Here is a 21045-nt window from a genome sequence, read left to right on the forward strand (position 1 = left end):
AAAAATAATCTGAAAGAGATACTGACATGAGGGAAAGATACGATAAAATCGAAAATCTGAATCAGCCGGCTGTACTTTCAGCATTTAGCGATGCGGAGATTCCTGCAATCTGCGAAGAGGCATCAGCAGTCAGGTCAAAAGGAACAGCGAGCAGCCGCAGATGATTTTTTCCCTCTGTTGTTTCGTAATAAAACGGTTCAAGCGGTTTTCTGAAGCGGTCGTTCAGAGGATAAATAAGCAGGAGGGCCGGTTCTGAACTGTCGCCCGAATATTTGTGGCCATAAGCGTACATCTGATACATGTCCGCCTGACTGATCAGATAATTTCCGGTATGCTGATGCCCGTCGATGAGTTTCCATTTTGTATCCATTACGAAACAGCGCATCTCCGGATCCGCCGGTTCGGCATAGATGTCCGGACGGAGACCAAAGCGGCCCTTTCCCCGGTGACTGCTGACCAGAAAGAAACGGCGGTGCTGGGTGCTGATGTTCATATTCTGCAAATGCCTCCGGAAAAGCATGGCTATATACTGCTCAAAAAGTTGTTCCATCGGAAATAACATAGCGTGGCTTATACGGCTCCCCGCAAAAGGTGTGAAAGCATTTCCTCGGAGAAAGAGAGCAGACCACTCCAGTATCCTGCTGTACGATGAAAATAATCTGGAAGTAACAGCAGACGCCCGCAGGTCAGCTTCCGTATCCGGAGAGGGAGGTACGTCAGCTATTGCACTGTCCAGCTGCCTCAGTGCAGTGCGGTTAGCAGGGGAGATGGTTATACCTGCAAGTTTTATCACTGCGGACCGGATGATGCGGTTGCGCGGAATGTCTGTACTGTATTCGCTGGAGGATATATAAAATGAAGCCTTATTAACTGTATTGACCACAATATCCCTGCTTATCATCAGTCTGCCTTTCAGGTAAGGTGAGTTTTTCTCTGTACGGATATAATCTTTTTTCAATCCGTTTAGAATTACACGCCGGCATTCCGTTATAAAGGCGGAAATGAAAACTTCCAGCAGCGGATAGTTTTTCCGTACGTCAAGGGAGGCCTGCTGAATGCTGATGAACGGTGTGTCGCGCAGTGCGGCAATCATCCTGATCAGGATTTCCTTACTTTTCGCAATATCAGTCTCACCGTCCGGTGACCATATTTTCGGTAATATTTCAATTACAGTACCGTCTCCGGTTTCGACCATCCCGGCATAATTTCTGGCTTGTATTACCTGTCTGCCCTGACGCGTAAAAAGCCTGAAAGCTTTTTCAGCTACAGGATCTTTACCCTGAAATTCGAGCAGATAATCCCAGACCGCTTTAAAAGCGGTCTGGGGTATTACCGTATCGCCCGTACGGGGTTGGGAACCTCCTGCCGCGATCAGCGTTCCGAATTCTTTTATCTGATAAACTTTCACGCGCCGTATATTCTGGTGAACAGCACAACCGGAATATTAACAGCCGAACTCAGCGCGCTAACAGCCGGATTGCCGGTAAGCCGCGGCGAATCATCTGTTATTTCGTTCAGCCCGCCGCTGAAAAGCTCTGCAGCATCACCGGCAGCATCCTGAATGTAAAAAGGATGTTCCTGAACAGTCTTGTTATTATCACCCAGTACCAGCTGGATCTTATAATAGTCATTGTAGAAATACTCCTCCAGCAGAGGAATAATATTATTACGGAAAATATCCAGCAGCTGCAGGTTATCAAGAACTCCGGTGCCATTTGCCGCACTGTGGAAGTAGGCATGCCCAATGCACAGGTCTTTGCCCAGAAAATAAGTAATTCTGCGGTTAATCGTAGTCAGCAGATCAGAAAGATTTACACCTTCAATAGTGATGTCGCCGAGTGATTGTGGAGAGGGTGGCATTTCTCTAAAGGTAAACCTTCTGCGCAGCGCGGTATCTAACAGTGTCACGGAACGGTCGGCAGTATTCATCGTACCGATAAGTATCAGGTTAGCCGGTATGCCGAACATTCTTTTAGAGTAAGGAAGGCGTACCATCAGTTCGCTGCTGTAACCCAGTCTTTTATCTCTCTCAATGAGTGTGATCAGTTCACCGAATACAGCCGATATGTTGGCACGGTTGATTTCATCTATACAGAAGACGAAAGTTCGCCCTTCGCTTACAGCCGCTGAAAAAGATGCTCGGCGGTTGTCCGGTGTATCAGCAAGACAATCTTCCAGAGACGCATATCCGGCCAGCGCGGAAGCTTTGCGGCAGGCCGTAATAAATACGCCGTCAGCGTATTCATAAGACAGTGAAGCGGATTTACTCAGGCGCTGTATCAGCAGGTACTCATTACCTTCTTTTATCGCGGTTAGTGAGCCTTCCGAAACATGTTCTGTAAAGCGTACGAGTGAGCGGAAAGTCCGGCCGTCAGCTTCTGTATCTCCCCACTGGGTAGTAAAATAACTGTTGGGTCTGCCAGGTAATTCCAAATCCTCTTCGAAAAACCGGGCGATTCCCGATGTTGATAGTTCTGTAGTCGTCTTCGGCTCAGAGAAGATTCCGATCAGCGGTCCGGTTCCGAAAAAAGGGAATCTGATTTTCGTGTAATTTTCATCCCCGTGCCTTCCGGCTGATTCTGTCGTGTTCTCCATTACCCGGTTATACCCGAATGTTCTGATAAGATAACGGAAGGTGCGGTCCGCGAAGCTGTTCAGTATTGCAGAATTATCCACGACTTTTTCCCCTGAATTATCGATTCTAGGTTTGATACCCTCTACGAACTCTTCATAACTATAAGATTGATGAAATGTTACGAATTCCTTCTGCGCTTCTGTCCGGCCGTTCAGATATTGCCCGAGAAGGCGCGTCTTTCCGGTTCCCGGAGGACCATACCAGATCACGTTTTCAAGACCTGTTTGGGGAATCAGTATATCGTCGTTTATCTCCGCTTTTTCGTCTGCAGGGGCTTTAATAAAGACAGAACCCGGTTCAGATACAGCAGAGAGAAGTTCCGGATATTTGAGTAGATCGTAATAAAGATTTCCTATTGCTGAAGAAGAGGCGGCAGGAATGTTAATACCTGTAAGAATCAGAGATCCGAAAAAGTCATCTTCACTTCTTGCAGTGAGTTTGCCGTCTTCTTTATTAACAAGCTGCTTTGTTTTACTGTATTTTTTGTAAGATAACAGGGGCAGTACGAGTTGCAGGTCGGAATCTGTGAATCCCGTAAACGCTTTTATTTCACGGTAAAAATCCTGCGAGCTTAAACCGGCCCCGCCGGGGTTTTCTTCCAGAAATTTTGTGCTGTCGAGAATTCTTTGCATAAAGCCGGGCATCTCTTTGATTCTGGTGTAATAGGGGACATATTCTTTAACCTCCTTTAGGAAATCGAAGGATTCTGTAAAAATGTAAAAATACTCCAGAGCAATAGATACACGGTTGGAATCAGCCTTCGCGCCGGTCTTAATAATGACAGACCCACTGTTAATCTGAACGACTCTCAGCGCTTCGTTCGCAAGAAGCTCGGCTTTAAAATTTTCTGATATTCCAGTTTCCGGCCAGATGTCTATGGATTGTAAACGTTTTTTATTATCTGCTGCTAATGCAGGTATATCTTTTAACGGCATTTTCTGATAAAATTTACGGCTGCGCAAGATATGAATTTCTGTGGTTTAGCTGGTTATCAGATTGTTTCAACACACCTCTTATTTTTCCACTTTTTTGCTGCAGCGCCGCAGCATTTCCGCTATCTTTGAAAGATGGCGGATGTGCACAGCAGGGAGGTCCGGAGTTACAATATGTCAAGGATAAAGGGAAAGGATACCAAACCTGAACTTCTTGTGCGTAAGTATCTGCATTTCAGAGGTCTTCGCTACAGATTGCACGTGAAAGACCTGCCTGGAAAGCCGGATATGGTGTTTCCTAAATACCACACCGTACTGTTCGTGCATGGTTGTTTCTGGCACGGACACGCCGGGTGCCCGTATTACCGTCTGCCTCAGAGTAATACTGGCTTTTGGGAGGAGAAAATCAGCGGAAATACCTCAAGAGATCAAAAGCACGCTGCAGCACTCAGGGAAAAAGGCTACCGTGTTCTCACAGCTTGGGAATGCAGTTTTAAAAACAAAAACAACAGAACAGCTTTTCTCGAAGAGCTGTATAACGAGATAACAAATGAGCGTTAAAGCAAAAGAATTCAGGTTTATTGACCTTTTTGCGGGAATCGGTGGTTTTCACACCGCTATGCACGGACTTGGCGGAGAATGCGTATTTGCGTCGGAAATCGACAAATTTGCAAGGGAGACTTACAAAGCCAACTATGTGAAATGGTCTCCGGAGATGTTCGAAAAAGGTAATTTTAATCAGGACATTACTGACGATAATCTGGATTACGCTGATATTCCGGCTTTCGATGTACTTTGTGCCGGTTTTCCTTGCCAGCCGTTTTCGCATGCCGGTCTGAAAAAAGGTTTTGGAGATACGCGCGGGACATTGTTTTTCAACATTGAAGAGATTGTCCGCACACAGCTTAAGGCCGCAGAAACGGACCCCGGTATGCGTGTGCCGCGTGTTCTTTTTCTGGAAAACGTAAAAGGGCTCAGGAATCATGACAAAGGCAGAACTCTGGCCACCATCATGCAAAAACTGGAAGAGCTTGGCTATGAAGCCCGTTATGAGATACTGAACAGCAAACATTTCGGTGTGCCGCAGAACCGCGAACGAATCTTTATTGTCGCATGGCTTAAGGGGTATGTAGGCGCAGAGGATTTCGTATTTCCTCAGGCAATAGACAGGGAGGGTAATCCGGTTTATAACCGAAAAGATCGTGATGAAAAAGCTGCGCCTGTAAAGGTTGCTGACATTTTGCTTTCCGATAAAGAACTAAATAAACTTGAGAAGGCAGGGGAGAAGTCACTCACCATATCTGAAAAACTCTGGGAGGGGCATCAGCGCCGCCGCAGGGAACACGGAGAAAAAGGTAACGGGTTCGGATACTCATTATTCAGTGACGATTCACCATATACGAGCACAATTTCCGCAAGATATTATAAAGACGGATCTGAGATACTGATCGATCAGTCAGCCTCGGGAAAACGTCCCCGTAAACTTCATCCTTTGGAGGCAGCGAGGCTTCAGGGGTATCCTGTAGATACTAAGGGGAATGACAAATTCATCATACCTGTTTCGGCTAATCAGGCCTACCGCCAGTTCGGCAACTCTGTTTCCGTTCCCGTAATCCGTGCTATTGCCAAAGAAATTAAAAAGCAGTTGCTTTCAGTGGACTACACCGCTTTAAAGACCGGCACTCACTGATTATTAAAGATACGGAAATGTTCCAGTCCCAGCATACTGGTGGGATTGGAGCCATTACCGAATGTATTCATACCAGTACCGCCATTTTTAAGATTTTCCGGGTCCGTTTTATCCGCGAACTCTTCCATTAAAATAAACCGCCAGCCCAAAAAGTTCCGCTCCTTCTGATTATCGATATGTCTGACCATATAAATGTAAGGCAGTCTGAGCGCCCTGCCCACCGCGATACAATCATTTAAACGCTGCACATCAATGCCAAAACCCTTAGGGTGGGTTTTGCTGACGTCTTTCTCTTTTATCTCGTACAATCTTAACTTTCCGCCACTGTCACGTACAATACAATCTATATCAGATGGAATGCCGCGGTAATGACTGAAACCAATGAATCCGTCGAAGATCAGTCTAGTCAGATAAACCGAAAGAAGGTCTTTCACCGGATATTCTCTGAGCATTTCAAGACACCATAGGCGCGTTTCCGGATCAGGCGGATTCTGCTGCTGAAATATCTGTCTTGGCGTAAAATGTCTGGTAAGAAAATCCAGCTGTTCTGTGAATCCGGAGGTGTCTCTGAAACCATTGAACTGAAAGTCATAACACTTGAACTGTGGGGTCGGGAAATCGAATCCAAAAAAGCTTGTGTTTTTCCATGGCTTTTCTGTATCGGCGGTAATATAGATCAGCTTACTCATGTTGGTTTCAGCCATTCTGCGGTATATCTCCGTGTAACGTTCCGGGCTGTGGAAATCAAATGTAAAATAAACCGGCGCACTGAGGGTCGCCTGACCGGCACGCAGCGGCATGAGACTGCCTCCCGAAAAGGTTTCTTTATTATGGTTACGGCAGAGCGACGTAAATTCCAGTTCCGATCGAAAGCCGATAAATCTGTTTTTTACGGCTCTTGCAACAGCGCTGGTATCATCACTCGCAATATTGTTCCAAATAAGTATAAAGATAAGTTCAGCAAGTCGTTCTCCGTTAAATTCTTCCATATTAAGAATCAGTAATGGCTGCATTTATTGTGTTTAATGTGTTCACGTAATTACAGTCTGCCAAATAAACGTTTTTTTCTGAACGAAAGGAATTAACAAATTAACCAGATCTAATGTAAAGTTGAACAGGAATGAATAATAGGTTCTTCCTTAATGATCAGCTCATTGATTTCTCGGGGTACGCAGAGAATGCTATAAGAAATGCAGAGACCGCGACTTTAAAAAGATGGATATCTGGCAGTTGTTCCGGCTATTAATATGGCTTCGGATTTGATTACTGTGGAAAAAAATGGAGCGGGTTAAAGCAGGAAACGTATAATATTCCTTTTTTTATCAGTCATTATTTCTATCTACGGCAATTATGCAGGCAGCTATCCGTTTATCTACAGCTTCTCCGATGACTGATTGTTCTGCTATGTGCTGGAGGTCGTCCGCCGTAAAAACGATGTTCCTGTGCTCTCTTTTAAGATTGTTCAGATTGTATTCGGTTTTTTTCTTTTTGATACTTTCACGCTTTGCGTTCAGGTAAGGCTGCAGGATGATGATCCACTCATCAGCCATAATCTCGTAGTCAACAACCTCTGTTGACTTACCTGACAAAAGAGATTGCATGAATTTTATTGCGTCACGGAACTCAGGCGGATTTTTTTCGGTCAGCCGCATTTTCAGAATATAGGCAGCTACATCCAGCGCCCGCTTCTTCTTATGAGGCAATAGATCTCTTTCTTTTGATTTAAACAATTTAATATAACGTTCTAACGAACCGGCATCCCATTTTAATCTGACAGACTTTGCGCTGATCTGAGATCTCAGCAGTTTACAGATTCCGGCGAGATCGGTTTCGATATCATCGTTGTTGTTTATGAAAAACCATCTCGGGCTTTTATGATGATCGCCCCTCAGCGCAATAAAGCACCAGTTGCCGCTTCCCGAAATGAAGCTCACTCTGGATTTGACTTCCGAACTGACGTTCGCATAAAGCTGATAAATATCTTCAGTGATCAGTGCATCCTGACCTTCTTTAAGTCCTCTGATGAGCTGAAAGCGGTCTTCAACGCCTGCCCAGGATTCATCTTTGTCGACAAATTCTTTATATTCTTCGATCAGGGTATCTGTGTTTTCTGTCCGGCTGAACTGCCTGCCTTTCAATGCGTCCGGTACTTGGAAATTTGATCCGTATATCATTTCCACCAGCTGATTGGTTTCTATCAGACGGCTGTCGCCTTTTAACGAGTATTCTTCTGAATCATAAGCCCAGTAGATCTCGATTTCCTCATGTATACTGTCCATGCGGTCAGCGCGTCCTATACGCTGTTCTACTATCCTGAGGACGCCGGGTATATCAAGCAGAAAAACACAGGAAGCTTTTTGAAGATCAACGCTTTCAGACATTTTATCCGAGCAAAGTGCGATCATCTTTCCTTTTACATCCGGAGCACCCAGCCTGAATGTTTCCATGAGCTTCTGACTGCTCTGGTCTTTTTCTCCGCCGGTTGCAACCATAACGGTTACGCTCTTATGCAGATCTTCGAAAAGTTTTTTCAGATAATAAATAGTGATGACCGTAGAATCAAAAGCAAGCAGATAGGAATGTTTTGCAGATGCTGCAATCAGGTCATTTACTTTTCCTGATTCCCTTTTTCCGGAAAGTCTCTTCGCCAGCGAAGAAATTTTTGTGTAAACGGACAGCTCATTCATACAGGCCTGACGGAAAAGCGACTCATCAGTCAGCCAGTCCGGCAGCAGGTCGTCGCGAAATTTTTCCTGACGATAAGGTAGTGACCCTTTATCAAGAATTTCCCTGATCTTCCCCAGTTTATTCCCGGTATGATTGCTTTTGCCCGAGAAACCGAAATAATCCATAGCGGCTTTTGAACCTTCAATATGTTCTACGAGGGCCACATGTGAAGACCGCAGTTTATATCGTATCACGTGTATGGAAAGCCCTCTTCCGGAAACGAGCCTCCGTTCTATGTATATTTTCAGGTCATCGTCCGATACTATGCCCTGTTCATCACTAAGTTCAAATCTGGTCAGGTGGGTAATGCCTCTGATCTCTTTACAGAGTTCTGTAATCTCGTTAACAATTTTTTTATCGGCATCTGTTTCCATGGTTTTGTAGGTCCGTTCTACCTGCTTCGGAAACTTACACGTTCTTTTAAGTACATTCCTGTAAGCGTCTCTGTCCTGCTCTATTTCGGCATTGAGCCTTTTTTTCGTTCTGCGTATGGTAAAGCGGCTGATGAACTCTCTCAGCATGGAAACGTTGACCTGCTGATTACTGTTATAGGGGCGCTTGAGAAGATCTAGAAAGACCGAAAATTCCCCGTCGCTCAAATTATCTACGTCCAGCAGCCGGCAGATGCTTAGCACGTCCTCTACCCGTCTGCTGATAGGTGTAGCGGTGACAAGCATTTTAAAATCGGCCCTGTTCGCTTTGACTTTCGCGGTACGGCCGGAATCTCTGAGAAAACTGTGTGCCTCGTCGATAACCAGCAGATGCCCAAGGTTCAGTTCTTCGGCTATTCTTATCTTGTTCAGTTCGCTTGCCTTACTGAGCATACCCATAGAGATCTGGTTGTTATTCACTCTGCCGAATGAGCGGAACTCAGAAGCCCACTTACCCATGACCAGGGGAGGACATATCACAACACACTCCGTCCGGTGGTGTTTACCTTTTTCGTAAAGAAGGTGCTGCAGGCAGAGAATGATTGACGTACATAATTTAGTTTTGCCGGCACCTGTAGGATCAGCGATCAGAACGTTAGACGTGTTCTGTAAAATAGAAACCGCCTGCGCAAGTCCTTTCCACTGACTGGGCCAGAGATTTGCTGAGGACATTCTTGATACGATCTCTTTATACTCATCAAGCCAGCTTCCCTCAAGCATCTCTGCCATGGCTCTCGCGAGTGCTTCCTGCCAGACAACGTCACTGATCAGCGTACTCAGCAGCGTAATCAGCTTTTCATTGTAAGGCGCTGCATCTTCGTAAAAACTCTCTGCGATCTGCCTGACATCTTTATAATTCTGTCTGGTATCCCCTGTATTTGCGAATCTGACATTCGCTTCGTCCTGGAAATTCAGGCCGTTCCTGCTGAAATTTGCGGAACCGAGGGTCGCGAAACCATCGCCTACATAGATTTTTGCATGCAGCCGGTCAAGAAAGCGGAATTCAATCCAGCCCCTGCGAATTTTTTCAATAAGCTGTATAACCGCACCACCCTGCAGAATTGAAAGTCCCTTTTTTACCCAGTAGTCTTTGATCTCTTTATCCAGACCAAAGCGGGAATATTCCTTTCGTCCTTTTATATTAGGTTCAAATCCGATCAGTACCCGTACAGCATTTAGAGAGGAGTGGTCTTTACTTCCAAACACATCAACAAGGTTTGAAAGCGATGTAAAGCCTGTAACGACAAGAAATCCGGTGCTTTTACCTATATCATCATATATCACAGCCTCAACAGTTCTTCCCTGAGCTCTGATATTCAGGGGATAGCCTTCCTGATCCGGCCACCTTATTCTGTCAAAGTCGAGCATGATCTGCTCTGTCTGAAATTTGATTTTACCTTTAGCCATTGGATTCTGATCAGACCGGCCGGCGATCCGTAAAGGATTTAAAAAAAAGGCAGCGGTGCTTCATTAAAATAAACAGTGATAAGATTATAAGTTAAATCTATCAAATTCTCTTATGATAAACGCTGTTCTTTTTGCAAAAATGATTACCTGAGTTGGCGGAATTTAATTTTCCGGTTATGAAATGAGGAACTTAACACCGCTGCTGACTTTACAGGGGGTAGCTGGTCTTTCTTTAGGGGTCCGAAGGTATTATCATTCCTCTTTAAATGAGAAGTAGCGGTCCCGGGAATTCTTTCCGATGGACAGAAAGAACTGATTTCTGTGCCTGAGTATGTGATGTATGAGCCAACTCTTACTGAACCGGGAGGTCAATTAGGAAGAGTGTGCGCGCATGCGCTTTAAAAGCAGTATTCTTTGGGAATAAGTATCTGCAGCGTTTGAGATTTTAATGGTGGTTTATTCAGCTGAAAGAGAAGACGGCAGAGGGATGTATTTATCAGCCCCTGTTCTGGATAGGAAAATTTCCTGCATAGCGTCATAAAGATCTGTTCCTGCTTTTTCGCATATTTCAAAGCTTTGTTTCATGAGCCGGTTGCGCAATACCGCCTGTTCCGGTGTATAAGTGTCTGCGCCTGTTTCCGTGTTAATGTAATTTTCAAACAACTCATCAGGGTGGGCATTAACGCCTTCATCCACGAGACTATTCAGGAAGGCTCTTACATCTTCTATGTTTTCGATCTTACTAGTCATACGATTCTTAATCTCTTTACAACCCTGTTTTCTTCGGCTTGTCTAAGGAATATCTCTACACCTTCTTCAAGCGACATTACCGTGCCGAATTCGTTTAACGATGACTTATCACTGTAAATGCCATTAGGATCATTCCAACTCAGCCATTCAATTATATCAAGCCGGGTCAGCTTCGGAATAAACAACATCAACTCCTCTTCAGACATTTCCACAACCGAGATGTATGGTATTGCATTTAACCTCCAATAGCTGATATTTACGTGGCATATTTCCATTACAGTTAACTATTTTTCATTCCAGGAACGGACGTATTCCTGAAGGTTTTCACCTACCACTACCAGACCGGATTTTTTAACTGAGGTTCTGCTGGCCTGGTTGGTGTCACTGACATTTCTCTGCAATTCGGTCAGGCTTACCACAAGAATTTCCTCGTCGTTATCAAAGTCTTCCGGGTTTTCAGTGACTATGTAAACCTCCTCAGGTTCAAGATCTGCTATGGTGGATACAATTTTGCAGATCTGGCCGGGTTTGGTCGGTATTAGTTTCGGATTCATAAACAAATTTATTAAAATGATATTTAATTGCATTTAATATTATTAGCCTGGTGCAGCTTTAACGCTATTGGTCAATAGCTGTAGTTTGAACTGACCATTTCCTGATGCCTGGCTTTAAGGATATCATGTGTCATTCCACCGGTATTTGCAAGGTTAACAAATGATTTTACAACGGATTCCCTTGTCTTCCAGCTGAACGAATATATCTCGGTCATTTTATCAAGCGTAACGGTGAGCGGGATAGGAACCCGGCAGTCATGTGCCTGCTGGAGCATAACGATCCTGCAGCAAATTGTATGATATTCTTTTGCATCAAGTCCGCCGCGGGCGATCTTAGCAGCAAGCTTTTGAAGCTGACATCTGCGAAGATCTGTATATGGCTGCTTTTTTATTTTCCTGTTTTTTGATTTCGGGATGCGGAGGTCCGCCAGCAGCTGGATCTCTGTGTAACCGGGGTAGCTTTCACGTATCTCTTCAAGCGCGAATAATTTATTTCCGTGATAGACGCGTCTGACAAGGTTTCGTCTTGTTCTGTCAATTGAGACCTTAACCTTTCTGCTGAGCAGTTCCTCAGTAATGACTGTTCTCTGCTCAGGCGGCAATCCTGCATTTTTGTATAGTTGCCGCAGCATAATAATTACAGGCAGGCGTTTTGGTCCTTTGTGATCCTCACATAGCATCCTGCTGATTTGCGCCGCATCCATCTGATGGCCGTTGTCAAATAATGACCTTATGAGCAGTTCCTCATCTGTGAGCGACTTCAAAACTTTATTTGCGTTAAGCCTGTACTTGGTCCGAAAGGAATTTAACTTTTCTAAAAATGAAGAACCTGTTCCCGGGTTTTCAAGGTCCAGCTGGTCTGCCTCCTGCCGTTCCGCAAACAGGAGTTTATCCCAGTCTTCATACTGGTGGTAACACAGGCGGGTGTTAAAGTGATGATATTCAATTTTCTCCCTGTTCATCGGTCTTGTCAGAAACGGAAATGCATAAAATAACCCCATCGGCCTGCGGTTACGGTCGCACCAGATCTCAGAATGCATGAAGACGTATATCCTCGGAGGATATTTCGTCTGCGGTTTAAAATAATAGGCTGCAAAACCCTCTTTTTTTCGTGGCAGTGCGTTCACCCTTTCATATTCTGCTTTTTCTTTTGCGGACATCACATAGCCCTCTTTTATCTTCACCATGGTTAAGTCTTTTAGTTTTTTATCATTCTCAGGTAGGTCTCATAACGCTCAGTGATATCTTCGCCTCTGATAAATCTGTCCATACCCGAATCATATTCTTCTGTAAATAAAGCAACCCGGCCAGTTAGCAGGTTGATCTCATAACGATAGGTTGCGTTGATCCGCTGCTCATTCATGGTGCAGTGCTCTTTAATTAATTCAAGTTCTCGGCTGGCATGTTTGAATTTGAGTAATGGCTGTATCAGGTTTTCTACGATATACCCCTGTTCGGGTGCGCTGCTGCTATCTGCAACGCATTTTATTTTTTTACCATTGGTCAGAATGATGTGCATGTTTGAACGTGTCATTGTAAAAGTTGTTAGTGGGGAGCTGGCGCTCCCCGGGTGATATGTATTAGTTGAAATTCAGGGCATCTGCGCCATGGCCGGCAAAGGCACTGCAGAGGTTGAATGCAGTTTCTCCGCGAAGTTTGGCTGTTCCTTCGATAATGGATTTGAATTTGGTTTCCTCGTCCTTGTATTTGCGGACATTCTGAAAATATCCTGTCACGGCGTTGTACGCACCGAAGACAGTACCAGCAGTTGTTGACAGCTGCTGGTCCGGACTACCCAAAGCATATTCATAAACCTTGTCAACCATATTGGTGTAGCCGGCTGATAATTCATCAATGATGCCTTTCTGCAGTTTCTGCAGCACCTCCCTGTTGGGGGCCATTGCTATCTGTACCAGTTTTTTCACCTGGGCGTCGGTGATGCGCACTTTTGACCAGTTATTGAATATTGCATCAAGTTCAGCGGATAATTCATTGCTGATACCCATCAGGGTATGTGCCTGGCGTATGCGGTCGTTTGCTGAGGAGGTGTGGCGTATTTTAACGGCCCTGCTGTTATGGCCAAGCGCGGCATTTAAAGTGTTGTTGCAAACGATACGAACAGGGGTGAAGGCGGCGGTGATACTGCCGAAGCCATTATGCGAAGTGGTCAGGAAAAGATACTGTTCTATAAGGTCTTCCTTGCCTACGCGTATATAGTCAGGGAGTTTGGCGGTAATAAATATGCGTTCCCCTTTGCCGAGTGCACCTGCTGTTTCGTATAGGATGCCCTCGCCGCCACCAACGATCGCGTCGAAGAACTGAAAAGCGTCAGTATTCTGTACGACCTGGTAATCCCTGCCGACCACGCCAAGCACATCTTCTGTATCGGTGCGTACGGTGGCAAAGTAATTGGGTACTTCTATTTCAGGAATGACAAGGTCGGTCTCGCCGTTCTGATTTTCGGAATCATACGTGAACAGCGGTCGTTTTTCAACGGTGTAATCTAATCCTGCGTACTGTATAGCTTCCGCGCTGGTCGGGTAATGTTCAACGATTTTGCCGAGGTTGTGCCAGGCTTTTTCCTTAACGCTGAAGAAATTGTATTCTCCCTTTTGCTCATTGTAATTCAGATTGTGTGCCATGATGATTGCGGTTAAAATGTTTCGGATGGATTGTTATCGGTAGGATTAAGGTTCTGCTGCCTGATAGCAGCTTTCTTGCGCTGTAGCATGATGTAAAGTATCTCGTCACTGCTCTCGTAGTTCCTGTTCTCGAAGCGGTAAATGCCGTTCTCCTCATCGTATTCATACTGGCCGATATCGTCCCAGTCCAGGTCGATGACCGTCAGCTCATCATTGAGGTAATGGGCCTCGCCGTAGACAGCATTTCCCGGTTCATCGTAAGAATGGATGAACCCGACCCCGTATTCCATTGCAATCCGCTGGAGCACCGATGTATTAGGAGACCATTTGGTCTCGTAATAAAGGATGCCGTTTTCCCACGAAATGCTGAAGAAGTACTTCGTTTCGGAAATGGGTACAAATTCGGGCATCTGCCCACATCCATTCTTTTTTTCATTTGCCGCCATCGCATTAAAAAGCGAGGCCAGTTGTTCGATTTGGCTGCTTTCGCCAATGAACTCTACTTTGTTGCTGCACCAGTTTGCCATAATTTTGATTTTTATGTTTTGTTAAACTTTTTTCTTTTTTGCCAGCCTCTTCTATTTGTTTGGCGATGAGGGGAAAAAGAAAGCAGCAGTATGTGGCCGGCAAAAGGCAAAAGGAAACGGAATAATTGGAGGGGACCCTTTGGGGAGACAGCCGTTTATGCCGTAAGCTTTTGAAAGCCCACATTCAATATCGGCCACGAGCTTAGCTGTGCTTTTGGCCCGGTCGGTGAACAGATAAAGGCGGAATTGAAGAAAGTGAGAGATAACGCAGCGAAGCTGGGTGTTAAAGAAAAGAGTCTCGCAGCCGGATAATCAGTCGTGAATCATCACAGTCAAGCTCGACGGTCTATCATTGCAGTATATCTGTCAGAAGAAACTGTGAAGCTTAAGACCGGAGATATTCAAAACCATTATTGATCGCGATGGTCGCGATCGGGTTGATCTGGTCGAAGACACGCTGGCGTTCGAAGAGGGAGAGGTCAGGAATGATCGTGAGATAATCCTCCAGCAATTTATTTTTCGGTGCTTTTGCCTTTACGATGTTTAAAGCGTTTTGCTGAAGATCGAAAAAAGGGCCGAAGTATTTATCAAGGGGTGGCAGCTTGTCGCTTTTCGAACTATTGAAAGATCTGTCAGCAGGGATCAGGTTCCACATCAGGTCATGGGAAACAAATGCATAAGGGAGGAAATGCTCTACCGCATAATCGCCGATGATGAGCTTTTTGCCGGTATAAATGCAGTCTACACTGCCAAGTTCGCCCAGAACGATATCCCAGAATTTCCGTTGTTCATTGAGTGATTTTCTGACCGGGCTTTTGATCAGTTTGTTAGGGATATCCGGAACATTAGGATTTTTTGACTGCAGGAAGAGTGCAAGTGTCCAGTAACAAAACTTTCGCAGGATCCCGGCGTGCTCACGAAGGTAATTGAACCAGTCCGGGTTGACTTCTATGTGATCATTATACAGGCCATAAAGACATTGATTATTCAAGTCTCTGGACGCTGCATACACATGGTTTTTATCCGATGCCCTTAACCATGGACTAAGAAAACGGTGAGGTACTTCTCCGTTGAAATATCTGAGTTTCCTTTTAATCAAAGGATCAGCCGAGTCAGAAAGCCTTGTAAAGACCATACGGCGGTCGCAATCTATAGTGAGGTTTTCGTGTGTCCGTATCTCATGGACAGCTTCCTGCAACTTGTCCAGAACGCCGAACGAAACTTTAAAATAGTTTACTGTATACCAGGCGTTAGCCACCATGCCTGCAAACAGGTCCTGTTTGGAAATAACTGTTTTCCCGGTTTCTACCTGATCGATCAGTGACAGGAACCAGTAAAATTTATAAGAAGCAACCGTACTGTTAAAGCAGGAAGCCAATAAATGTACAGGCAGATTCTTGTGCTCAGGTAAAATCATCTTCAGTTAATAATCATTTTCAGCCTGTTGACTGCGCAAGCTAAACTACATAAAAATACAGATCAGAATTTAAGAATTATGATTATTTCAGCCCCCGGGCAAGTACCCTGCTGCCGTCCGTGTGCGTGTTGCGGCCAGGTTAAGCGCAGCGTACGGTCCGCAGCGGACAGCAGGAGGAAGGCGGCTGTAGGTTCTTGCCGTGCGGCCCGCGCTCTGGAGAAGAAATGCAGCGCAGCGAATGTATGAACCTGAGCGGCGGGCATGGGCGGCATCAGGGACAGGAGCGGCATTTTCTGCAGGAGATACAGCGGATTGCCCGGCCGGTACGGGATGCCCGGCTTGTTTTCCTAAATGGCGATATTTGCAGTATGGAATACAGTTTCAATAAAACACATAATATCTCCTCGTATAATATTAAATGGAAAGGGCATATAATTGCAGGGGCAGATCTAAGCCCGCATCCTGAAAAAGAAAAGGATTATATGCTGGAGATCGTACCCTACATAAAAGAACTGGAGCATGCGGAGATCACACTGCAGCCTGAAGAAGCCTGGGATGATTTTTTCGACAGTGAAGAAGAAGGAAATGAGCTTGCCTGGGATCAAAAGGCACATGAGCTGCTGAAAACCATGTTGAAAGGATATACCTACATCCAATCAGATATCAAAATTCAAAAGAGAAAAGACGTGTACGACCTGGACGTATTAAAGGGAGATACGATTATACCCTTACGCATGGTTTATGAGCATGATAGGTTCGTGATTAGTGATAAGAGCTTTGAGCCTGCGCTTTATGTAAGTAACCTGGATACGTTCGACATCCGCCGGTTTTCCATTGATGCTACCATTACTGAAGTTTTGGATGGAATATATCCGACATTGAGGGTGACCAGAAGAATGAAAAAATAAACCCAGGCGCTGCAAAAGCAAAAAACTATTAATAAGAAAACAAGCTGCGGCGTCCGCCCGCAGCTTGCTCAGACCGTATTAAAGTAAGCCGTTTCATATTTCGCTTCCGAGATAACAAAGAAAGTCTGCATCTGTGCCACGGCGGGCAGGTTGCTGAGCTGCTTCAGCAGCAATTCATTATAGGCTTCCATGTCGCGGATGGTGATCCGGAGAAGGAAATCGAAAGTGCCCGTCATGTGATAACACTCCATGACCTCCTTTATTTTTACCGCTTCTGCAATAAAGTTTTCGAGGCTTTCCTGTGAATGCACTTTCAGCAGTACCTGTGTATAGGCCGTAAGGCCCCTGCCGATCAGTTTAGGGTTGATCAGGGCAGTGATCTTTCTGATAAACCCGCTTTTTTCCAGTTTGCTGATCCTGGAATGCACGGGCGTAATGGATTTATGCACGGTCTGGGCGATTACCTTGTGTGACATTCTGCCGTCCTGCTCCAACAGTCGCAGGATCTCAAGGTCTGTTCTGTCCGGGTTATACATGCGCTTCACAGTTAACAGGTAAACAGGCATTCAGTAAGCGCTTAGCAGTATTGACCATCTCTTCCGAACCGATCACGACAGGTACCCGCTGGTGAGGGGATCGCAGCGGGAGGTCAAGGATCTCTTTTGAACCCGTGCTTGCCCTTCCGCCCGCCTGCTCAACAATATAGGCCATCGGACGGCATTCATAAGCGAGACGAAGTTTCCCTTCCTTTAATGCCATTGTAGCCGGATAGAGGAATATCCCGCCTTTTAATAACGTGCGGTGTATGTCTGCCACCATAGAGCCCACATACCTTGCGGTAAAAGGTCTTTCATAAAACTCTTTCTGCTGCCGGCAGAAACGGATGTAGTTCTGCGTGCCCCTGTCAAAGTCATGGTAGTTACCGTCGTTCACCGAATAGATGTTCCCAGTGTCCGGGATACGGATGTTCGCATGGGAAAGTACAAATCCCCCGTTTGCACTGTCCAGCGTAAAACCTGTGACCAGCCCCGGTAAGGCCAGTACGATCATGGTAGTTGTGCTGTATAATACATAACCTGATGCTATATGCCCATCCATATCCTGCAGTACCGCAGCCGGGTGGCTTGGCGAAGCGGTTTTAAAACGGTCATAAATGCTGAAAATACTGCCGACCGGGATATTAACATCTATATTTGAAGAACCGTCCAGCGGATCAAGGGCAATAATGTAGGCTGCCTCCTGCGACAGCGCACTTGTCAGTTGTATCATTTCCGTCTGTTCCTCCGATAAAACGGCAAAGCAAGCCCGGCTTTCAGACAGTGCGGTCAGGAACAGTGTCTCCGCATACTGATCCATATGATGCCGGGACTCTCCGTGCAGGTTGACCGTTCCGGGATCAGCGGGACCGGTAAAACTGATCCTGCTGAGTTCTTCAGCGATCCCTGCCGCAGCATTACTGATGCTTTCCAGCAAGGTTGTCAGCCCGGGCTGATCACGAAGATGCTTGTAAAGGAACTGTTGGTAAGTAATTCTTTCTGACATTGGCTTAGTGTATTTTATACGTATTTTATTGGTCTTGGTAGTGCCGCCAATTTAGGTAATTATATGCTCATAAGGCAAGTTGGTTGTTCGGATAGAGGTGTAACTAAGTGTATCGAAATGTTAAAAATGAATGGTATTGACCGTGCTGTAGCAGAATCCTGCCCGAAAACAGTGAAATGAACAAGTAAAGAGTGTTTTTTTGGTCAGTTTTTCTAAAGTAACAGGCCGCTGTGGTTTTATCTGCTTCATAGCGCAACCTTTGCATTAACCAATTCAACCGCTATGAGCCGTTTTTCTATAAGGACACATATCCACTACCAGCTGTCGCGGGAACAGCTGTCTTTGCAGGCCCTCAACAGAGGTTTTGCCGTTAAAAGCGAAACAGGGGCTTTAATGATCAGTACAGGTAAATTTACAGGAAGGAGCCCGGAGGATAAGTTTATCGTTCGGGAACTGCCCCATGAGCAGCTGATCGACTGGAACGCGCTGAACCAGCCCATCAGCGAAGCGCATTTCAGTAAACTGTCGGCAGATATGACTGCATATCTCGACAGACTGCCGGAGGTCTGGATCAGGGATGTCGCGGCCTGTGCAGACCCACAATACCGCCTGCCTGTCAGAGTAGTGACGGAAGATCCGCAAAGCAATCTGTTCGCCGCGAATCTGTTCCTGAAAAGCGAGCCTTATGATGATGGCTTTTCCGGCGGCTGGCACCTGATCCATGCGCCCGGCTTTAAAGCCGATCCAAACATTCACGGTACGAAGAACAGCAATTTTACCGTTATTTCATTTGCGAACAGGACTATACTCATCGGCGGTACCGCTTACACCGGCGAGATCAAAAAGTCCGTCTTCAGTATCCTTAACCTGATCCTGCCGGCGGAAAAGAAAGTATTAAGCATGCACTGCAGCGCGAGTGAGGGCAGGGAAGGGGTAGCTTTGTTTTTCGGGCTGAGCGGAACAGGCAAGACCACGCTGAGCGCTGACCCGGACAGGCGTCTTATCGGGGATGACGAGATCGGCTGGTCGGAAAGGGGAATATTCAACCTGGAAGGTGGGTGCTATGCGAAGGTCAACGGACTGACGCCGGAGCGCGAACCGGCCATTTTCAATGCGGTGAGAGCCGGAGCGCTCCTTGAAAATACCGTATTTTATTCCGGTACAAATAAAGTCAACTATCAGGATACTTCGCTGACCGAGAACACAAGGGTAAGCTATCCCCTTGATTTTATCAGCCGGTCAGACCAGCCGGCCATGGCGGGCGTTCCGCTTAATATATTCTTTCTGACCTGCGATGCCTATGGCGTGCTTCCTCCTGTCAGCCGCCTTTCCAGGGAGCAGGCAAGGGAATATTTCCTGATGGGTTACACGGCAAGAGTAGCCGGTACGGAACACGGGCATCGTGAACCCAGACCGGTTTTCAGCCCCTGCTTTGGCGCGCCTTTCCTGCCTCTGCCTAAAGAATATTACGCAGATATGCTGATGGCTCGTTTCGATGCCCATCAGCCCGCCGTATGGCTGATCAACACCGGATGGACAAGCGGGCCGTACGGAACGGGGCATCGGATCGATCTCGCAGATACCAGGGCGATCGTCCGCGCGGTATTAGCCGGGGAACTTGATAAAGTCATGTACCGGCCGCACCATGTATTCGGCCTTCGCATGCCTGTGAGCTGTCCGGGCGTTGATGCCTCCATTCTGGATCCTTCAGCAAACTGGTCCGATCCCCTGGCTTACGACCTTGCTGCGGAAAGTCTTGCCCATAAATTTGCAGAGAACAGGCTGATCGGCCACAGCACGGCGGCCCATAAGACCGCGTAGGTCAGCGCTGCCACCGTCCTGATCGCATCTGTTAGACGGTGTAATCGGTGAACAGGGATTCTGATCAATGTCCGCCGCGCATCAATTATTTTGAGTTTGAGCTTTTGAACACATTTATTTGAGCTTTTGAGCATAATTTCTGCGTACAGGATTGCTGAATTTTGTATTATCAAAAAGAGAGAATATAAAATGGAAAAAGTAATCTTGATCACCGGGGCTTCATCCGGTATAGGTAAGGAAACCGCTAAATTATTTGCAGCAAAGGGCTGGAAGGTCGTGGCGACCATGCGCAGTCCGGAGAAGGAAAATGAACTCAACAGCGGGGATAATGTTTTCATCGCAAAACTCGATGTACAGGATCAGGAGAGCATTACCTCCGCGATAGAAAGCGGGATCAGAAAGTTCGGACACATCGATGTCCTGATCAATAATGCAGGTTACGGACAGTTCGGCATATTTGAAGCAACAAAAGAAGAAAAGATCCGCGAACAGTTCGATGTTAATGTTTTCGGCGTAATGAATACGATCCGAACGATCCTACCGCATTTCCGGGAAAGGAGATCTGGGACGATCCTTAACATCAGTTCAGGAGCGGGGAAATTTACGCTTCCGCTGATCTCTCTTTACGCTGCATCAAAATTCGCGCTTGAAGGTTTTTCAGAAGCATTGTTCTACGAGTTAGGCAGTCTGAATATTAAAGTCAAGATCGTGGAACCCGGCGGCGCCTCAACTAATTTCAGTGCCGTCAGCAACCAGGCAAATTCAGAGAATGACAAAATTGCTGACTATGACCCGTTCATTTCGGCTGCCTCTAAAATGTTTCAGGATATCCGGAATTTCGACCTCGTGAAAGGTACTGCGGTTGCAGAAGTGATCTACAAAGCGGTAACGGACGGGTCAGATACCCTCCGGTATTCTATCGGGAATGAAGATTTTCAGGCAAGGATGGATGCACGCGAAAAAATGAATGATCAGGCTTATGTAGATTCTATCAGAAAAGGTTTCTTAAAGTACCTGCCGGCCTGATGTTCAGCTATCTTTGCAGTAGCTGAGTAATCATAA

At 46.0% G+C, this 21045-nt stretch carries 19 protein-coding genes; 5 read left to right on the forward strand and 14 right to left on the reverse strand.

Features of this window, described 5'->3' with window-relative positions; translation table 11 throughout:
* Positions 1-61: 61 nt before the first annotated feature.
* Together D0C36_RS19395 and D0C36_RS19400 are read right to left on the reverse strand one after the other, a co-directional pair.
* A complete protein-coding gene (locus D0C36_RS19395) occupies positions 62-1408 on the reverse strand; it encodes an McrC family protein (protein ID WP_117393313.1) in 1347 nt (448 codons plus the stop codon).
* The gene (locus D0C36_RS19400) at positions 1405-3570 is read right to left on the reverse strand and encodes an McrB family protein (RefSeq protein ID WP_117393314.1); all 2166 of its coding nucleotides are present in this window, start codon (positions 3568-3570) and stop codon (positions 1405-1407) included. Before D0C36_RS19400 ends, D0C36_RS19395 begins: the two co-directional genes overlap by 4 nt.
* Before the next feature lie 132 nt (positions 3571-3702).
* On the opposite strand from D0C36_RS19400, the gene D0C36_RS19405 reads away from it, so the two are divergent.
* Both D0C36_RS19405 and dcm read left to right on the forward strand, forming a co-directional pair.
* Positions 3703-4128: a very short patch repair endonuclease gene (locus D0C36_RS19405; RefSeq protein ID WP_117393315.1), complete on the forward strand. Its 426-nt coding sequence runs from the start codon at positions 3703-3705 to the stop codon at positions 4126-4128.
* Positions 4118-5257, forward strand: a complete 1140-nt coding sequence (gene dcm / locus D0C36_RS19410; protein ID WP_117393316.1) for a DNA (cytosine-5-)-methyltransferase — start codon at positions 4118-4120, stop codon at positions 5255-5257. Before D0C36_RS19405 ends, dcm begins: the two co-directional genes overlap by 11 nt.
* Here dcm and D0C36_RS19415 read toward each other — a convergent pair.
* The 10 genes from D0C36_RS19415 to D0C36_RS19460 all read right to left on the reverse strand — a co-directional run bounded on the left by D0C36_RS19415 (position 5251) and on the right by D0C36_RS19460 (position 15712).
* Positions 5251-6246 (reverse strand): hypothetical protein, encoded by a 996-nt coding sequence (locus tag D0C36_RS19415; protein WP_147322053.1) that lies wholly within the window; start codon positions 6244-6246, stop codon positions 5251-5253. The two genes, dcm and D0C36_RS19415, sit on opposite strands and share 7 nt — an antisense overlap.
* A gap of 333 nt (positions 6247-6579) precedes the next feature.
* On the reverse strand, positions 6580-9822 hold the full coding sequence (locus D0C36_RS19420; protein WP_117393318.1) for an SNF2-related protein: 3243 nt from the start codon (positions 9820-9822) through the stop codon (positions 6580-6582).
* Between the two features lie 456 nt (positions 9823-10278).
* Positions 10279-10572, reverse strand: a complete 294-nt coding sequence (locus D0C36_RS19425) for a hypothetical protein (protein ID WP_199502062.1) — start codon at positions 10570-10572, stop codon at positions 10279-10281.
* Entirely contained in the window at positions 10569-10847 is a 279-nt protein-coding gene (locus tag D0C36_RS19430) for a hypothetical protein (RefSeq protein WP_117393319.1), read from the reverse strand. The genes D0C36_RS19425 and D0C36_RS19430 overlap by 4 nt, the downstream gene beginning before the upstream one ends.
* Positions 10848-10856: 9 nt before the next feature.
* Positions 10857-11126, reverse strand: a complete 270-nt coding sequence (locus D0C36_RS19435; RefSeq protein WP_117393320.1) for a hypothetical protein — start codon at positions 11124-11126, stop codon at positions 10857-10859.
* Between the two features lie 71 nt (positions 11127-11197).
* Positions 11198-12313, reverse strand: a complete 1116-nt coding sequence (locus D0C36_RS19440) for a hypothetical protein (RefSeq protein WP_117393321.1) — start codon at positions 12311-12313, stop codon at positions 11198-11200.
* 11 nt (positions 12314-12324) lie between these two features.
* Positions 12325-12660 (reverse strand): penicillin-binding protein, encoded by a 336-nt coding sequence (locus tag D0C36_RS19445; RefSeq protein WP_117393322.1) that lies wholly within the window; start codon positions 12658-12660, stop codon positions 12325-12327.
* Positions 12661-12706: 46 nt separating this feature from the next.
* Positions 12707-13768 (reverse strand): DUF932 domain-containing protein, encoded by a 1062-nt coding sequence (locus D0C36_RS19450; protein WP_117393323.1) that lies wholly within the window; start codon positions 13766-13768, stop codon positions 12707-12709.
* An 11-nt stretch (positions 13769-13779) separates the two neighbouring features.
* Positions 13780-14295, reverse strand: a complete 516-nt coding sequence (locus tag D0C36_RS19455) for a DUF1281 family ferredoxin-like fold protein (RefSeq protein WP_117393324.1) — start codon at positions 14293-14295, stop codon at positions 13780-13782.
* Between the two features lie 385 nt (positions 14296-14680).
* Positions 14681-15712: an HNH endonuclease domain-containing protein gene (locus D0C36_RS19460; protein ID WP_117393325.1), complete on the reverse strand. Its 1032-nt coding sequence runs from the start codon at positions 15710-15712 to the stop codon at positions 14681-14683.
* A 224-nt stretch (positions 15713-15936) separates the two neighbouring features.
* Between D0C36_RS19460 and D0C36_RS19465 the strand changes: the two genes are divergently transcribed.
* Positions 15937-16620, forward strand: a complete 684-nt coding sequence (locus D0C36_RS19465; protein WP_117393326.1) for a hypothetical protein — start codon at positions 15937-15939, stop codon at positions 16618-16620.
* A gap of 68 nt (positions 16621-16688) precedes the next feature.
* Here the strand turns inward: D0C36_RS19465 and D0C36_RS19470 are convergent, their stop codons facing one another.
* Together D0C36_RS19470 and D0C36_RS19475 are read right to left on the reverse strand one after the other, a co-directional pair.
* Complete coding sequence (locus D0C36_RS19470; RefSeq protein ID WP_317126783.1) at positions 16689-17186, reverse strand: Lrp/AsnC family transcriptional regulator; 498 nt, start codon at positions 17184-17186, stop codon at positions 16689-16691.
* Positions 17149-18162, reverse strand: a complete 1014-nt coding sequence (locus D0C36_RS19475; protein WP_117393328.1) for a class 1 fructose-bisphosphatase — start codon at positions 18160-18162, stop codon at positions 17149-17151. The genes D0C36_RS19470 and D0C36_RS19475 overlap by 38 nt, the downstream gene beginning before the upstream one ends.
* Before the next feature lie 282 nt (positions 18163-18444).
* On the opposite strand from D0C36_RS19475, the gene D0C36_RS19480 reads away from it, so the two are divergent.
* Positions 18445-19983, forward strand: a complete 1539-nt coding sequence (locus D0C36_RS19480; protein ID WP_117393329.1) for a phosphoenolpyruvate carboxykinase (ATP) — start codon at positions 18445-18447, stop codon at positions 19981-19983.
* Between the two features lie 189 nt (positions 19984-20172).
* Positions 20173-21009, forward strand: a complete 837-nt coding sequence (locus D0C36_RS19485) for an SDR family oxidoreductase (RefSeq protein WP_117393330.1) — start codon at positions 20173-20175, stop codon at positions 21007-21009.
* Positions 21010-21045: the final 36 nt, after the last annotated feature.

It is taken from the genome of Mucilaginibacter conchicola (assembly GCF_003432115.1).
Classification (GTDB): Bacteria; Bacteroidota; Bacteroidia; order Sphingobacteriales; family Sphingobacteriaceae; genus Mucilaginibacter; species Mucilaginibacter conchicola.

Coding starts and splice junctions, on each gene's coding strand:
- D0C36_RS19450 (WP_117393323.1), bottom strand. CDS start 13,768: ATGGCACACAATCTGAATTACAATGAGCAAAAGGGAGAATACAATTTC.
- D0C36_RS19465 (WP_117393326.1), top strand. CDS start 15,937: ATGCAGCGCAGCGAATGTATGAACCTGAGCGGCGGGCATGGGCGGCAT.
- D0C36_RS19415 (WP_147322053.1), bottom strand. CDS start 6,246: ATGGAAGAATTTAACGGAGAACGACTTGCTGAACTTATCTTTATACTT.
- D0C36_RS19455 (WP_117393324.1), bottom strand. CDS start 14,295: ATGGCAAACTGGTGCAGCAACAAAGTAGAGTTCATTGGCGAAAGCAGC.
- D0C36_RS19400 (WP_117393314.1), bottom strand. CDS start 3,570: ATGCCGTTAAAAGATATACCTGCATTAGCAGCAGATAATAAAAAACGT.
- D0C36_RS19440 (WP_117393321.1), bottom strand. CDS start 12,313: ATGGTGAAGATAAAAGAGGGCTATGTGATGTCCGCAAAAGAAAAAGCA.
- D0C36_RS19460 (WP_117393325.1), bottom strand. CDS start 15,712: ATGATTTTACCTGAGCACAAGAATCTGCCTGTACATTTATTGGCTTCC.
- D0C36_RS19405 (WP_117393315.1), top strand. CDS start 3,703: ATGGCGGATGTGCACAGCAGGGAGGTCCGGAGTTACAATATGTCAAGG.
- D0C36_RS19425 (WP_199502062.1), bottom strand. CDS start 10,572: ATGACTAGTAAGATCGAAAACATAGAAGATGTAAGAGCCTTCCTGAAT.
- D0C36_RS19420 (WP_117393318.1), bottom strand. CDS start 9,822: ATGGCTAAAGGTAAAATCAAATTTCAGACAGAGCAGATCATGCTCGAC.
- D0C36_RS19480 (WP_117393329.1), top strand. CDS start 18,445: ATGAGCCGTTTTTCTATAAGGACACATATCCACTACCAGCTGTCGCGG.
- dcm (WP_117393316.1), top strand. CDS start 4,118: ATGAGCGTTAAAGCAAAAGAATTCAGGTTTATTGACCTTTTTGCGGGA.
- D0C36_RS19470 (WP_317126783.1), bottom strand. CDS start 17,186: ATGCCTGTTTACCTGTTAACTGTGAAGCGCATGTATAACCCGGACAGA.
- D0C36_RS19435 (WP_117393320.1), bottom strand. CDS start 11,126: ATGAATCCGAAACTAATACCGACCAAACCCGGCCAGATCTGCAAAATT.
- D0C36_RS19475 (WP_117393328.1), bottom strand. CDS start 18,162: ATGTCAGAAAGAATTACTTACCAACAGTTCCTTTACAAGCATCTTCGT.
- D0C36_RS19485 (WP_117393330.1), top strand. CDS start 20,173: ATGGAAAAAGTAATCTTGATCACCGGGGCTTCATCCGGTATAGGTAAG.
- D0C36_RS19445 (WP_117393322.1), bottom strand. CDS start 12,660: ATGACACGTTCAAACATGCACATCATTCTGACCAATGGTAAAAAAATA.
- D0C36_RS19430 (WP_117393319.1), bottom strand. CDS start 10,847: ATGGAAATATGCCACGTAAATATCAGCTATTGGAGGTTAAATGCAATA.